At 46.0% G+C, this 15287-nt stretch carries 17 protein-coding genes; 8 read left to right on the top strand and 9 right to left on the bottom strand.

The features are described from left to right. Positions 1-20: 20 nt before the first annotated feature. The 4 genes from mnmC1 to ispZ form a co-directional block, all read right to left on the bottom strand. Entirely contained in the window at positions 21-2120 is a 2100-nt protein-coding gene (gene mnmC1, locus ACFI32_RS05840) for an FAD-dependent 5-carboxymethylaminomethyl-2-thiouridine(34) oxidoreductase MnmC1 (RefSeq protein WP_462625570.1), read from the bottom strand. Positions 2121-2206: 86 nt separating this feature from the next. Beyond that, positions 2207-2629 carry a hypothetical protein gene (locus ACFI32_RS05835; protein WP_462625569.1) on the bottom strand — a complete coding sequence of 141 codons (423 nt, stop codon included), beginning with the start codon at positions 2627-2629 and terminating at the stop codon, positions 2207-2209. Then, positions 2626-2943 carry a YciI family protein gene (locus tag ACFI32_RS05830; RefSeq protein WP_462625568.1) on the bottom strand — a complete coding sequence of 106 codons (318 nt, stop codon included), beginning with the start codon at positions 2941-2943 and terminating at the stop codon, positions 2626-2628. The genes ACFI32_RS05835 and ACFI32_RS05830 overlap by 4 nt, the downstream gene beginning before the upstream one ends. Positions 2944-3151: 208 nt before the next feature. Beyond that, positions 3152-3703, bottom strand: a complete 552-nt coding sequence (gene ispZ, locus ACFI32_RS05825; RefSeq protein ID WP_462625567.1) for a septation protein IspZ — start codon at positions 3701-3703, stop codon at positions 3152-3154. Between the two features lie 280 nt (positions 3704-3983). Here ispZ and ACFI32_RS05820 point away from each other — a divergent pair, with 280 nt between their 5' ends. Both ACFI32_RS05820 and ACFI32_RS05815 read left to right on the top strand, forming a co-directional pair. Further along, the gene (locus ACFI32_RS05820; RefSeq protein WP_462625566.1) at positions 3984-4862 is read left to right on the top strand and encodes a PHP domain-containing protein; all 879 of its coding nucleotides are present in this window, start codon (positions 3984-3986) and stop codon (positions 4860-4862) included. Between the two features lie 137 nt (positions 4863-4999). After that, positions 5000-6451, top strand: coding sequence for a GGDEF domain-containing protein (locus ACFI32_RS05815; protein ID WP_462625565.1), 1452 nt, complete (start codon positions 5000-5002; stop codon positions 6449-6451). 13 nt (positions 6452-6464) lie between these two features. On the opposite strand, the gene truD is transcribed toward ACFI32_RS05815, so the two are convergent. Continuing rightward, positions 6465-7676 (bottom strand): tRNA pseudouridine(13) synthase TruD, encoded by a 1212-nt coding sequence (gene truD, locus ACFI32_RS05810; protein WP_462625564.1) that lies wholly within the window; start codon positions 7674-7676, stop codon positions 6465-6467. A gap of 295 nt (positions 7677-7971) precedes the next feature. Here truD and ACFI32_RS05805 point away from each other — a divergent pair, with 295 nt between their 5' ends. Continuing rightward, entirely contained in the window at positions 7972-9600 is a 1629-nt protein-coding gene (locus tag ACFI32_RS05805; RefSeq protein WP_462625563.1) for an FAD-dependent oxidoreductase, read from the top strand. Between the two features lie 81 nt (positions 9601-9681). After that, positions 9682-10314: a GNAT family N-acetyltransferase gene (locus tag ACFI32_RS05800; protein WP_462625562.1), complete on the top strand. Its 633-nt coding sequence runs from the start codon at positions 9682-9684 to the stop codon at positions 10312-10314. A gap of 116 nt (positions 10315-10430) precedes the next feature. Here the strand turns inward: ACFI32_RS05800 and ACFI32_RS05795 are convergent, their stop codons facing one another. Continuing rightward, positions 10431-10616: a hypothetical protein gene (locus ACFI32_RS05795; RefSeq protein ID WP_462625561.1), complete on the bottom strand. Its 186-nt coding sequence runs from the start codon at positions 10614-10616 to the stop codon at positions 10431-10433. Between the two features lie 81 nt (positions 10617-10697). On the opposite strand from ACFI32_RS05795, the gene ACFI32_RS05790 reads away from it, so the two are divergent. After that, a complete protein-coding gene (locus ACFI32_RS05790; protein ID WP_462625560.1) occupies positions 10698-11747 on the top strand; it encodes an XAC2610-related protein in 1050 nt (349 codons plus the stop codon). A gap of 427 nt (positions 11748-12174) precedes the next feature. Beyond that, the gene (locus tag ACFI32_RS05785; RefSeq protein WP_462625559.1) at positions 12175-12540 is read left to right on the top strand and encodes a hypothetical protein; all 366 of its coding nucleotides are present in this window, start codon (positions 12175-12177) and stop codon (positions 12538-12540) included. A gap of 54 nt (positions 12541-12594) precedes the next feature. Here ACFI32_RS05785 and ACFI32_RS05780 read toward each other — a convergent pair whose 3' ends face one another. Both ACFI32_RS05780 and ACFI32_RS05775 read right to left on the bottom strand, forming a co-directional pair. Next, the gene (locus ACFI32_RS05780; RefSeq protein ID WP_462625558.1) at positions 12595-13047 is read right to left on the bottom strand and encodes a threonine/serine exporter family protein; all 453 of its coding nucleotides are present in this window, start codon (positions 13045-13047) and stop codon (positions 12595-12597) included. Beyond that, positions 13048-13836: a threonine/serine exporter family protein gene (locus ACFI32_RS05775; protein WP_462625640.1), complete on the bottom strand. Its 789-nt coding sequence runs from the start codon at positions 13834-13836 to the stop codon at positions 13048-13050. A gap of 119 nt (positions 13837-13955) precedes the next feature. On the opposite strand from ACFI32_RS05775, the gene ACFI32_RS05770 reads away from it, so the two are divergent. Continuing rightward, on the top strand, positions 13956-14237 hold the full coding sequence (locus tag ACFI32_RS05770; protein ID WP_462625557.1) for a DUF503 domain-containing protein: 282 nt from the start codon (positions 13956-13958) through the stop codon (positions 14235-14237). A 74-nt stretch (positions 14238-14311) separates the two neighbouring features. Beyond that, on the top strand, positions 14312-14665 hold the full coding sequence (locus ACFI32_RS05765; RefSeq protein ID WP_462625556.1) for a hypothetical protein: 354 nt from the start codon (positions 14312-14314) through the stop codon (positions 14663-14665). Here ACFI32_RS05765 and ACFI32_RS05760 read toward each other — a convergent pair whose 3' ends face one another. Then, positions 14666-15160: a hypothetical protein gene (locus ACFI32_RS05760; RefSeq protein ID WP_462625555.1), complete on the bottom strand. Its 495-nt coding sequence runs from the start codon at positions 15158-15160 to the stop codon at positions 14666-14668. Positions 15161-15287: the final 127 nt, after the last annotated feature.

The raw sequence follows: 15287 nt of genomic DNA, 5'->3' as shown, positions 1-15287 counted from the left end.
ACTATTTGGCGAGAAATCATCTAAGTCAGCGGCGTCTGTAGACGTGTACGATTGGGCGATAGACGTGCAAGCATCGCATTAGATAGCGGCGCAAATGACCCTAGCATCATACCTGCTAATGCCTCAGCACAGATGGGTGCCAACGCATAGCCTTTTGCACCCATTGCGCTCATCGTCCAGATCCGCTGACTGTTGGTTAGTTGCCCAACGATTGGATGATAGTCAGGCGTTTGGGTGCGAATGCCAGCGCGCCCTTGCCATAAGCTCGTATCGGCTGGCACGATAGATTCCATCTCAGGAATGGCAGCAACGAGCTTGTCCCGGCTAATTTGGTGTTCTTCAGGGCGTATGTCAGTACCCGTATCATTACGGATAAAGCTCGCGCCTAATAATAGGTATGGCTCGCCAGCGGTGACAGTGTTTAGCTCATCATCGCCAGTCTGTGCGTTGAACAGCGCACAGTAACCACTATATTTAAGCGGTATTTTAGGCAAATTTGTCAGTTGCTCTACGTCAGGTGTAAACCAAGACAGCTGACCACGAATTTTACGGCAATCAAAAATACGCTTATCTAATTGATTACTCTCAAAGGCGGCGCAAATAACGACATTATCAGCAAGAATAGAGACAGTCTCCTGATTTTGATTGCTGCCTTCAATACACACTTGCTGTTCAGTTTCGTCAATTTTACTCACGTCTAATTGCTGAAAACAAATGAGTGGATGTGTCAATATAATAGTTTTCAATGCTTGCGGATTGACCAAACCAGACTGTGGTAAGTATAAGTTCTCTGATAAGTCTTGTGCTTGCAACCCACTAATATTCTGCGCTTGCTCATGGGATAGCGTAGTTGCCATCTCATCAGGATAATCTGCGATTTGCTCGGTGCCAATATTGGCTTTTATCAGTAAATCAAGCGCAGCAGTCAGTTCAAGTACTGGCGCTGTATTGAGCTTTATTGCTTTTTGATTGAGGTCTCGGTACAGTCTGCTGCTATAGAGATAGCCGATGGTGTGCAAATGCTCGTCAACGTGGTGAATAGGCGTCATTTTGGGCGCAAGCAATGCTCGAGGGTTGCCTGACGCCCCTGCCAAAGGCGCTGATTTATCTAATAAGGTCACAGTAATACCGCGATTGGCAAGCGACCAAGCCGTTAGCAACCCTGAGACACCTGCACCAATGACGACAGTGTGATTAAAGGTGCTATCTGTTGTTATCTGCTTCGCATCGTGGCTTTCGTTATCACAGCTTTTATCATCACTAGCAACGTCAATATGGTCTGCACCGGTCATGATGGCGGTCAGCATTTCTCGCTTTCGACCAAAACCTTTTACCTTTTTGATGTCAAAGCCATGTTCCTTGAGCCCACGCTTGACGATGCCTGCACAGCTATAAGTGGCGGCGGTGGTATGCGTACGCGATAGACGCTGCATCTGTGCAAAGATACTGTCAGCCCACAATGTACTGTTGCAAGAAGGCGCAAAGCCATCCAAAAACCACGCATCGATATGAGGCTGAGGCGCAGACTGCTGAGGGTGATCTATTGCCAGTTTGCTAAGACTCTGGGCTGCATCACCAAGCCATATATCGACCGTCAGATTATCATAAGAGAAATCCAAACGATGACAGCCTGCGATGAGAGGCGGATACGCTGCCAAAAGTAGCGCAATCAACGTTACAAGCTCAGGCGCACGCTGACCCCATAGGGCAAGTATGTGCGTCAAATCTGCAAGTGGTATCGGGAATTTTTCAGTGGTAATGAAATGTAGGCGAGCATCTGCCAGTTGTGGGTGGGTATCGCGTAGCTGTCGCCATAACTGCCACGTCGCTAAAAGGTTAAGCCCAGTACCAAAACCCAATTCAGCAATCGTAAAACATTGCTTTGGTGCAAGGCGCGCTAAGCGATCAGGCAGCTGATTGTGCTCTAAAAACACATGACGCGTCTCCGCCAAGCCGTCAGCATGAGAGAAGTAGACATCACCAAACTCACCAGAGACAGGCACTCTATTGCCAGTGTCATCGGTCTGCCAGTCGATGTGAGCAGGTGTGATGGTACGGGCTTGTTCGTCAGCACTCATAGTGGCCGTTGTTGCTTTAGCGGAGGTTTTGGAATGGGACATAAATCGTTACGCCAGTTGGATCAATCAATAAAGATGGCCGCCAATAGAGCACGGCTGTGAGACTGTGGTTTGCTATATGACCACTATTACCAACGTGTGCGCCGTGATAAAATCAGCCATGATATTAGCGCTCCAATAGCAATGCTAACCAGTGTGGTCAGTGCGCCATATAAGAACAGTTGCCCCTTACTTTCATAGATCAGCACATTGACTTGGGTTTGTAAGTCAGTGACCTGCCGCTGCAGGGTAGCATTACGACGGAGCAATTCCTGATTGGTCGCTGCTAAGGTCTGATTGGATGGCTGCAGGGTTTGTTGTAAGGTTGGCGGCGTAGCGGTCACAGGAGATACTGCCGTATCGGACTCTGTTTCTATATTGGCATCAGCCGCCACGGTTGGTGATGTGGCAACAGTACTGGGCGCTGCATGCGCGCCCAGTACTGTTGCAAGGAGAATAAATAAGACTGCAAAGCGCTGCCCCGTATGGGCAGGCAAGCGGCGATAAGTCACGACGATGAAACCTGCTTATCAGCCTGTGGTAGCACATGAATAAAGGGCTTGATGTCCACATGACTGTAGACGCCATCACGCAGATAAGGTTCTTCATCGGCCCATGCCTGCGCCGCCTCAAGTGAGTCAAATTCAGCGATAACCACGCTGCCTGACATGGCACTTTGACCATGCTCAATCGGTGTTGGCCCTGCGACAATGAGTCGCTGCTCGCTGTCAAGTGCTTGCAGGCGCGCCAAATGCTCTGTGCGGGTCAGTTGGCGCTGGGCGGCGCTGTCTGCAACATCGTGACCGATAATGACAAATAAAGACATGATAATTCCTTGATTAGAGAAAGGTATAGTATAATGGATGTAACCGAAGCGAGGTAATGATCAAGACCATGTCCAAAAAATGAATACCGACAGCGCCACTTAGCATAACTGCGTGACCATTAATCCATGGCTAATGCTTACTTTTTTCATAAAATAGCAGAAGGTATGCCTTTTATTGATACTGAGCATGGCGCATGATAGATGCGGCTTATTTAGTGGTTTTATCCATTAATTCAGGGTTGACGTGCTTCTTTAATACCATAAATTGGGCAGCCACAAATATCAACATGATCGGTATCCAGCCGTAAGTTTTAAAATTAATCCATGCCTCATCAGACATGGTAAATGCGGTCAGATAATGTAGGACACCCATCAACGCAAAAAACATCGCCCAAGCGATAGTCAGTTTTTTCCAACCACGCATTGACAGTATAAACACATCTTTCATGGCCAGCTGCATCAGTGGCTTATTGATCGCCGCACTGACCAATAAGGTGACGGCAAATAAACCGTTAATAATCGGTGATTTCCAGCGCAGATACACATCATCGCGTAGCAATAGCGTACCACCACAAAAGACGATAGTAAGCAGCAGCACAATCCATTGTTGCTTATCAAATTTGCCTTTTTGACGAATAAAATGAATCGCATAAATAATAATGGTTGCAATCAGTAATGCCCCTGCTGCTGCTAAGATACCGCTATGACGTGCAGCGATAAAAAAGGCAATCAGGGGAATGAAGTCTAATAAGGCTTTCATAGCAAAGGGTGTATCCAACAAAAACGTATGGGGTAGTTTACACGTCTACTGTCCCAAAAAAAAGCAATCAACCGCACAATACGGCGATATAAAAGACTGACAGAACAATACTTTTTACCGATACCTGATGCGCGTGATGCTGACAACGAACCATTATTTACTATTATGAATAGCCATCACGCTCAAAGCTAGCGCACCACCAATATCCGTTATGGCACCGATTGCCAACCACACACATTTTTATACCCCCATTTTATTTAAAAGCATTAAGGTTTACCTTATGAAAATTGATTTACATTGTCACAGTACTTGCTCAGATGGCACTTATGCACCCGCAGACGTGGTGCAGCGTGCGCATATGGCAGGGGTAAATGTATTGGCACTGACCGATCATGACACCTTGCTAGGCATTGATGCGGCGCGAGAGGCAGCGACGGCGTGCGGTATGATGCTGATTAATGGTGTGGAGATCAGCTGCGAGCATACGCTCAGCGGTGGCTATGGTAAGAATAAATCCACGACCAAAATCATTCATGTTTTGGGGCTGGACTTTACTGACCGCGCGCAGATGCACGCCACTTTGCAGCAACTACAAGACAGCCGTGCAATGCGGGGTCAGCGCATCACTCAGAAGCTCAGTGAGCTGCTGTCAATTGAGTACGAGGCGTTGTGGCAAGATATCCTGAATAAGGCTGGCAACAATCCGCAAGCAGTCGGCCGCGCTCACATCGGCCAAGTACTACACGAGCGAGGGCTGGTCAAAACGGTACAGCAAGCCTTTGATAAATATCTAGCTGACAACAAACCTGCGTATGTGGCGATTGAAGCCCTGACCATGCAGCGCGGCATTGAGCTGATTCAGGCGTGTGGTGGCAAAGCGGTTTTGGCACATCCAACGCGTTATCACCTCTCGGCAACCCGCGTGCGCAAATTAATTGCTGAGTTCGCGGCGCTTGGCGGTGATGGTTGCGAGTTGCCCGCTGCCAGTGAGCCACTAAGCACTCGCAAAATGGTTGATCGTAGTATCGCTGAGCATCAGTTATCAGTATCGATAGGCAGTGATTTTCATGGCAGTACGATGCCGTGGCGACGCATCGGGGATGTGCCAGTTATACACCCTGAGCAGCAAGGCATCTGGCAATCATTTGCCGCGATTTGAGTGGCGTAGCACCGCAAGAATTGTTGATAGTGAGCGGTGATAGATATGGTACAGTGAAATGATAATAGTCGCATAGGCTGCCACACCCAATAGCGTATTTGGCGACTTCTTTTTTATACATATGTGGTAGTGTAAACATGGCAGTATCGATACATCAGCTTAGCTATACTAAGCTCTCGCATATTATATTCGAGTGGCAGGCGGCAGATAAAGCGTCACTGCTTGCTCTGTTTATTTTGATGGAAACCACCATGCATTGGTTGTGGTGCTTGTTTGTGTGGATGTTCCAAGGCGCTTATGGCGACTATGTGCAGATGACCTTGCTCTATATCATGTGGGCAGGCATCACCGTTTTTTTGGCATTTTTTTGGTGGCTGGTTGGCTATCTGTCACGCATCAAAAACGACAGTCAGCGTCTGTATTATTGGCAAGTGATATTGATTGTCAGTTATAGCTTATACATCTCTGTTATTATTCTGGTGATGGGTTACAGCAGTTTGATGGCAGGTGTGTCGCTGGTGGGTGGAGCGATGCTGGGTATGATGCTGATACGGCGACGCTATATTTGGCGCGCTTTTTTGCTGCAACTTTTTTTAATTATGTTTGCCGCGATTGCGCCTTACTTTGGTATTGATTTGCCCAATTTACGTCAAATCAACATTGCAGCGTCGCCGTTTCATATCCACAATCACCTCAGTTATAACGATACGTTAAACATCGAAAATGCGATTGCTGTATCTATTTTTCATAACAACACATTAGTACTGGACGATCTGCACCATTTGCATCAACTGTCGGCGCTGTTTTGGCGCATGACCCATATGTATTTTGCCGTGCCCAAAGCCATTTTTATGGTTTACGTGTTTCGTACCTTGCTGCTGATATTAGATGACAGCAAAGCTGAGATTTTGCATCATGCCAACCAAGATGAGCTGACCAAGTTACACAATCGCCGTTATGGACTCAGCCAAATGTGTGAGGCCGTCATTAATACCGAGACGGGGCAAGACTATAGCGTTATTTTATTGGATTTGGATTTGTTTAAGCGTGTCAATGATACCCATGGTCATGAAGTGGGCGATCAGGTGCTGTGTGAGGTGTCCCATATTTTATCTGGAGCATTTACCGAAACCCAAATTATCAGCCGCTACGGTGGTGAAGAGTTTTTGATCGCGCTACCCGGTATTGATCATCATAGTGCCATGACGGTTGCTGAGCAGCTACGTGGTGATATCGCCATGCACACGGTTAGAGTCAATGCTGCTATCGAGTTCCAGATGACCGCTTCATTTGGGGTATATACGTTAACTTATGATGAGCTGGCACAAGTTGTTTATGGCAAAAAAGCGGATACAGCGGCCTATACTCATACCAAGCTGGGTTCACGTAAGGTAACCGCTGAAAAAGCATGGGAGGAGATACTGACCCAATTGTCTAACGATATCTGTCAGCGTTTAATCAGCACAGCAGACAAAGCGCTATATGAAGCCAAAGATCTTGGTCGCAATCAGGTGGTCAGCGCCAACACTTTGATAGAGTACGGGGTCATCGAAGCGCCGCGTTTTGGCGGCGGCTCCAAAGATTGCTAAGATGAAACATACCTCATAAGTGTAAATGCTGCACCAAGCTTACCAGTACACTGGTGGCAAAGCTGCCAGTAGGCAGCGTAAAGTCTACTACCAATAGATAATTAGGTGCGTCTGTTTGTAGGTCTTCTTTGGTATCAGCATCCAGCCATTGCCAAGATAATCCCTCAATGGGCAAACGAAGCGCACGGCGCTGGGCTTTGACTTCTTGCTGCAGCAGACCGTCCGCCAAGCGCGTGAGTAACGGATCAGCCGTTACTACCATTCGCTCAAGCTGTGCTGCTGCGCCACCGACCTTGTCATTGTGTGTGCCCCACAGCACGCCAGTGGGGTGAATATCCCCCACTTTTACCCGCGCCCGCAGCGCATCATCCATCTGTTCACTGGCAAATATTGAGCCTGATCCTGCCAGATTGAATACTTCTCCTGCCAGTCCTGTGTTCCAATTTCCATCACGTACGCGCGCGGCCAAAATCTGATTGAATATCAAACTGCGCGCGGCCGACAGTTGCATGGTGTGCTGCTCACGTGGGGCGCGCTTGCGTTTGCTCTTACGTGGGGCCGGCACAGGTTTTTGTGCAGCGCGCGCAAACAATGCCAGAGCTTCTGTGATGTTATTGCCATGATGTCCAAAGCGCTGCGGGCCAAAATAGTTGGGTACACCTTGCTGCGCAATCACTGCCAGATGTGCATCGACCGCTTGGCGTAAGTTGTCGGTCGGTGTCCCTAGCTTTGCATTGAGCGCTCGCAGGGTGATGGTGAACTGATTGGCACGGTGTGCGCCGCGATTGAGCTTTTTGTTATGCCACTGCTGATCAAGGATCTCAATCTGCTCATTCGTGCCCAACTCACTAGGCGTAAAATCGCCTTCTGGTAACTGGCGATTGGGAATGCGCAAACTGAACCACTGCGTGGTGAGCGCATGGCGATCTTTGAGTCCCGAGTAGCCTACATCACGTAGCGCGATGCCCGCCCATTCGGACAACAACTTGGCGACATACGCGGTATTCATACCGATTTTTTGAATGTGTAACCACAAATGCTCGCCTTCGCCTGTAAACGTAACTTCCATACATTCATGCACCACAAAGTCAGTGGTCAAGGTCTTGTAGCGCGCATCATGAAGGGGCGGGGTGACTGGTTGCGGCAACGACGCACTGTCCGTCATGGCACTCACATTTATCGTATCTAAAGCGGGATGCTGATGATCAGTTTGAAAAGTAGTCATAGGATAATCTGTATATGAATAAAAGCAGTGATAAAAAAAATGGGTTACGTTTTGCAACGAGGCTGTCATACAAAAAAACATCGTCATAAAAAGTGACTTGCTATGATGAAGACAGTTTTTAGCGTTTGGTTTGACATCGTAACGGTGAGGCAAGCCGTGACAAGCATACGATTGCCAAGTCGTTTTTGTCCGCAGTCAGCCATTAGCCAAGCAGCGCCAGCTGTCGTATCACGCCGCATAGCCTTATTCAATAACCACAGCCAATAACAATTAAAACATCAGCCAAGGACAGACTATGACTCAAGTAACCATGAACAAAGCCGACATTCCAAGTGGCGGCATGAAATCATACAAGCAAGATGATGATAGTATCATTTTAATTACCCGCGATGACAGTGAGTTCCGCGCTTTTGATGGCAAATGCCCTCATGCTGGTGCGGATTTGGGCGACGGCCTACGCTGCGGCAATCGCGTGGTTTGTCCTTGGCATCATGCAAGTTTTGACAGTCGCGATGGGTCGCTCCTAGAGCCGATAGCGACGACAGGCTTGACCCAGTACGAGATCACTGATGATGGCGACAGCATAATGGTCAATACCTCAGCTAAGCTAAACACATCAGTAGAGAGTGATCAACTGAACGATACGCACACCATCATCGTGGGCGGCGGCGGGGCGGGCTTTATGACCGCTACTCAATTGCGTCAAGGCGGCTATGGTGGCAAAATCACCATGATCAGTAAAGACGATACTGCGCCTTATAATCGTCCGCTATTGTCCAAAGCATTTTTGGCAGGGAATATGAGCGAAGACAAGTTGCTGTTAGGCGGATCAGAGTGGGCAAGTAGCAATAATATTGATTTGCGCCTCAATCAAACGGTCAGCGAGGTATTGCCTAATAAAGCGAGCATTGTGATAGAAAATGACAATGGTGAAAGTGAGCGGCAGACGGCGGACTTTTTGGTAGTGGCAACGGGCGCGACGCCGATTGTTCCGCCTATCGATTGGGCGGATATGGACGGCGTCTATACCCTGCGCAGCATGGCAGATGCCAAGTTGATCAAAGCGGCCAGTCATGATCAGCGTGTGGTCATTATCGGTACAGGGTTTATCGGACTTGAGACCGCTTCAGCACTGGCGCAGGCAGGTACGACGGCCTCTATCACCGTGATCGGGCAAGACAAACGCGTGATGGGCAACATCGTCTCAGAAACGGTAAGTAACGCCTTGATTAAACTCCATGAAGAAAAGGGCATCAACTTTGTCTTTGACGCTACTGTAAACGCAATCACCAAGATTGAGCGTCAAGCAGACAACGATGGAGATCAAGACACTTTTTCACAAGTAGGCGGTGTGACACTGGCGAATGGCGAGCATATTGATGCTGATATCGTGGTCTTAGGTACGGGCGTATCGCCGCGCACGGAGATATTGCATGAGGTCAATGACCCCGATGGCGTGCAGGTCGATGAGCGTCTAAACCTACGCGATGGTGTCTACGCGCTGGGTGATATTGCCAAACCCACCAATCAAATGGGACGTATGCGCATCGAGCATTGGCGCGTGGCGCTCCAGCACGGTATGGTCACCGCCGCAACCATATTGAATGACGATAATGTCGACACATTAGAGACGCGCATTCCATTCTTTTGGACCATGCAATATGGCAAAAGCCTACGCTATAGCGGTCATGCCCAGACACCTGAGCACAATGTCTTGTTTGGTACACCAGATACGCTCGACTATATCGAATATTATTTCGATGACGAAGGCGAGGACACACGCGCCAGTGCCGCAAGTACGCTTGGACGCGACAAGGAGCTGGTGGCGTTTTCTGAGCTGCTGCGCCGTGGTCATGCACCAACGCGCGCCCAGCTTAACGCAGGGTTTGATATGATTGATCAGGCACATGTGTTATCGCGCTAGAACTATAGACAAATATGTACTAATATTTAAGCTGGCTTAGTATGCTAAGCCAGTTTTTCTATATAAAAGGGAAATTATAATATGAATAAAGGCAATGTGAGCAAAGACTCCGTATTTTTACGCCAGGCCAAAGCGGACGATATTAGCGCGCTTGAGCAACTATTAAACTGCTGCTATCGAGAGACGGCTGGCTGGACCAATGAAGCCGAGCTTGTCGGTGGTATCCGTACCACGCCAGATGAATTACTGCGTATCATCGATGATTCTGCTCACTACCTGTTTGTCTATCCAAAGACCGAAACAGGCGCACGTGAGGCAGCTGAAACAGGCGAGCTGCTTGGCTGTATCGCTGTCGATATACAAAGTAGTGAGGCTGAAAGCGTAAAAGACGATGGTAAAAAGGCCTATATCGGCATGTTTGCGGTGCATCCCAAATTGCAAGGGCTGGGCATTGGCAATGTCATACTACAGGCGGCTGAGACGTTTGCGACAAAGCATCTACAGAGTGACAGCGGGCTTGATAAACAGCCTGCGCGCCTGACCATGTCTATCCTTAGTCATCGCCCTGAGCTGCTCGCGTACTATGAGCGGCGCGGCTATCAGCTGACGGGTGCGCGTATTCCGTTCCCTAATGATGGGAAAAACGGTGAGCCCAAACAGCAAGGACTACAGCTGCTGACGCTAGAAAAGATAGTCAATACAGAGGCTCTCTAGTTGATCAACGTAAAAAATGCCGAAAAGTTAAAAATAGCCCTGCACTCAGTAACAAAAATGCCACGATGATCAAGCGCTTAAACCAATTAAACGCTGGCAAGCGCGTGGCGTTGTCATCAGATATCAAAAAAATGAACAATCCAATCAGACTGGCAACTAAAGTCAAAATGCCTAGCCCAATTGGTAAAATAAATAAATACACCTGCCACATCATCGCTTTCACCGTCTATATTTTTAATTGGCATGATAACAGTATCTGCGTCTGACTGTCTGTAGGGGTAAGTCGTCACGGCACTACTCATATTCAATCTATACTAACTCTCGTATTTTGTTTATCATTGCAACCTTTATTATTTATAAGCGACACATGATAGGAGAATCGTATGATAAGTCACGCTGTAGCTCAGTTTGCTGATAAGAGTTGGTTACCACCGAGTTTGGCGCTGATATTGATAGCGCTCTCCCATGCGTCTTTTGCACAAACCTATCAAATTACCGATTTTTCTGACGATTACTATGCCATTATCAAATCCGAACTAAGCGGCGAAACGAATAGCGTTGTAGAAATAAGAGACGCAAAAAATAAGCGTGTCCTAATCCGCCAGCCTGCTTATATCGATATTGACGACGAGCTGGACAATAGCAAAGCGAGCGGATTGGATGACAAAATCAGTGCCAATGTCGTGAGCCTACCTTATGGGGAACATAGCGTACTGATTTATCAGGATTTTAATTTTGACAATAAAAACGACATCGCTATTAAAGATGGATATGGTGGTTGTTATGGCGGACCGTCTTACCAAATATATTTAAGAGCGGGTAACGGCTTTACTTATAGCAAGGCATTTACCGAGCTGGGTCAGGGTTATTGTGGTTTTTTTGGTGTGAATAAAAAAGACAAAACCTTAAGCACCATGACTAAAAGCGGCGCAGGATGGCACCAATACTCAACCTATACAGTCATTGATAACGAGCCTGTGGCGACGAATATTAGAGAGGAGGAGTATGGAAGCGAGCATGGGATGATTGCTGTCACCGAGCATACGCGTATCAATGGCGAGATGAGCACAGCGTATTATGAAAAGTTGCCATGGTACTATGTCACAGACACTGAGGAGCGTCATGAAGCGGTTTATCAGTTTGAATTAAATAATGGCAATAAGATGATTATTGATGATACCAACGCTGACACTCTTGTTTATGCTTTTGCTGACAAAGAAGATCGTATAGAGCTGTTTTATGATGGAGACTTTGACTACGATGCCTCGGAGAACCGATTAAGCTTTACCAATAAATCGATACGCTATCAAATCAATGATCAAGGCATTACCGTCCTATTGCCAAACAAGCAGTTTTTCTTACCAGCAAAACCAAACAGTATCCAAGGCGATCTGCACAATGTGGCGCAATTAAATAATGTTAAAGTGAAGTAAAACTACCACATCATCGTTTTCACCGCCTACGTTTTTAATTGGCATGATAAACGTATTGACGTTTGACTGTCTGTCAGGTCAGCATTTTACTATGAGTTTTGTTTTGACTTTAGGGCGTGTCTTCAATTTAAACGTTAATAACTAAATGGGCTAGAAATGGCTAAATTTTTGGCAAACGGTGTCAAATAGCTGGTTAATATCTCGATATTATCTGCGCTATTTTCCTTGTTTGCCTTTAATTTATCTCATTTTTATCACCATTTTTAAAATGAAGACACGCCCTAGTCATACTGAAATTGTCTTAGTAATAACGAACCTTTTCATCTATATAAAAATTTTATAAGCAAATATCGAGAAAATAAGTTGGGTTTTTAGCAATACTTGTGTATATTTGCTTAACATTTATATAACATTCGAGGGTAGAACGATGCGTTTGCAGCAATTGGCAATGATTGGACTATTGACGCCTTTATTAATCGCTTGTTCCAATGCGCCATCAGACAATGACGTTCAGGCGTTGATAGAAGCGCAATATGAACAGGCAAATACCATGATGGCGGATGCGGTCGCCGACATGAGTGATGATAAAGACGTACAATCTATAAGTGAGATGACGAGAAGCATGATGCCAAAGCTTGAAAGCGTCGAGGACATCAATTGCGCTGAAGCAGATGGCAAAAATACGTATGTGTGTACTGCTAACATCATGCAAACCATCGCAGGCAATAGCCGTACCAACAAGACCAGCTTTAAAATCTATCAAGTCAACGATGAGTGGGTGCTGGGTAATTAATTCAGAAGCTCACTCACCAACGAACGCGCTCGACTGGCTGATCATCAACGCCGTCTATACGATAGCGCGGCGGCGATAAAACAACAGCCCCGGAATCGACAAGCCCAGTACCAAAGCGGATGTCACAAACAGCGCTTCAAACAAATAACCCATCATCTGGCTAAACAGCTCATCTGAATAGCCAAAATAGCCAATCTGCACCATACCCACCATCGCCTTATACGCCGCAATACCTGGCATCATACAGATGACACTAGGCGAAATCAGCGCCTTGGGCGGTAAGGTATATTTCTTAGAAAAATAGACACCCAAAAAGCTTGAGAGCATCGCTCCAAAAAAGCTGGCAATCACCAGATGAACATGCTGATAGACCAGCGCCGTCTTCAGCCCAAAGCCAAACGCCGTCATCAGCAGACACGGCAAGATATAACGCTTGGGCACAGTGAACATCAACGTCCAGCCAAGGGTAATAATACAAGAGAGTACGACTGTCTGAACAAACCACATCTAAAACCCCCAGTGCTGTATACGCAGCAATACCAGCGCCATCACGATACCCACGCAGGCGGACAACGTCAGCATATAAGTAAAGACTGCGCGCCCAACGCCAATATTGACATAGCCTTTTAGAATATCGGATAACGAGTTAATCAGTGGAAAGCTAGGCACAAGTAGCAACACACTAGAGGCCACCGCAATATCGGCATTGTTACCAATATCAAAATAATAGGTCGTCGCCCCAATAAGTGACGCGATGAACGCGGTTACGATAACGGTAATAAAAGGGTTAAAGTGGTGCTTGGACAAATAAATACGGGTCAGCATTGCCACCAGTCCTGCGACAAAGGTCACCGCCGTAATCGACCAGCTACCGCCATTCAAATAAGCAAACGCGGCACAAGACGCCCCGACAAAGATACCAACTAGCCATGTGGGATAAACCGCTTTATTTAATTGATCAAAGGCAAGGGTAGTGCGATCAATCAAATTCTCATGATCGACAGTGGCTTCGGTTTTATTGACGATTTGCTGGATTTGTACCAATAAATGGACATTGATGCTCTGATTGATGGTGTCTCGGGTAGTGGTGATACAGCGCTCATCGCAGATGGTGGTCAAGGTCAAGGCATTAAAGTTGAGCGAACATTCGACGCTATTCATCCCCAGCGCAATACCTAAGCGCTTGGATAAGTCCACTACCACGGCAGATTCCGCGCCATACTGCATAAGGAGTAAGCCGCAGCGCACGCACAGTCGGGTGATGCGCTGCTGCTGGACGTAACTGATAGAGGTCATGGAAGAGATACGCAGGTTGGTTGGCGATTGATACGCTATTATAAAGGGTCTGGGTGCTGACGCGTAGACAATATCAGGCATTATCGAACATTATAAACTTTTTTGGCAAGGAGGATAAAATGCATATTGCTATTTTGACACTGACGTTTTCATTATCCGGTTGTGGTTCGCTAAAAGAAAAGCGCCAACGCATGGGCGGCTTACACGCACGCTTTGGTAATACACCAAGCATCGCAGTATGTGAAAGCGGAGGCCGCGCGCGCCATGATGCCAGCGAATGGACGTTTGTGATCGTCGGGCTGTCTAAACGTGAGGTCGAGTCGCAGTGCAGTCAGATTGAGGAAAAGATAGAACGCACGGTAGATGCGCGAGTGATGAATGTGGAGCGGGAGTTTATTTAGGTTGAGCAGTAACTATCTTATATCTTAAGATATAGTTTGGGTGATGGCTCTTACTTACGACCTCAAAGCAATATATGGAATTGAAAAAAATGTCTGTTATGGGAATGGTTGACAATGCGCAAGGTTCAGAAGAAGAATTCAGCTTTCCGATATCTTTTGAGAGAGTTTATAGAGACTATTGGTATAAATTTGCTAATGAGAAAGAACTGTATTGGTTAAAGTTCTTTTTGTATGGTGTTGAGGTGGAGAGAGCCAATTTCAATCAAGTGAGAATAGAATTACAGTTATTTAAAGATTTCTTATTAAATGGAGGAGATGTTTATTACTTAAGCGAAAGGAAATATATTCTTTCACGAATTGAGCTGTTTCTTGAAAAGCTTGATGAAGCAGAGAGTTTTAGAGATGATATAGTCTTATATATTGGTTAGCTAATATAAGTCATCAACTATAACGACTCCATGTAAATCTGAAACCAAGGCGATACCAAATCGAGGGTCAGCACAAATATCTATAGCTCTATCAAGATACTCAATACAGCCAAACACACTTTCCTTAAAGACTAGATTTGTATTCTTATCTTTGTAATAGTAGAACTGACCTTGCGTGCTACAGAGGTCATCTTGTTGCCAATAGGTAAATAACTTTTCACAGGTATCTAACAATATGTTTCCAAAGGTTGTTCTACTAGAATCGTATTTATTCCATGATTTTTGAGCGTCAACGACTGCATGCTTTGTCATTGGGACTTCTGAATGGTCAATGTTTTGCAATTCATCAATCCAAAAAATAAAATTATTGATTTTTAATAAAGAAGATACGTTTTTTAGAATGATAATAAAATCACTAATCAATATTGATTTGTCACTATTTAAAGCGCTAATAACAGCCAGTTTGTTTTTTTCTAAATGTGTATTGAAGTTCATAAAATTATAGGCTTATTATTAATTATTTGAATTGTGCTAGTCTAGGCAATATCATGCTTATAGGTATTTTGCGCCTATAAATACTCTAAAACAATCATACTAAACTAGAAATATGTTTATTTAATCA

It is taken from the genome of Psychrobacter sp. PSi21, from assembly GCF_054960615.1.
The sequence above is the reverse complement of the archived record's forward strand: the minus strand, read 5'-3'. Positions and strand labels throughout refer to the sequence as shown.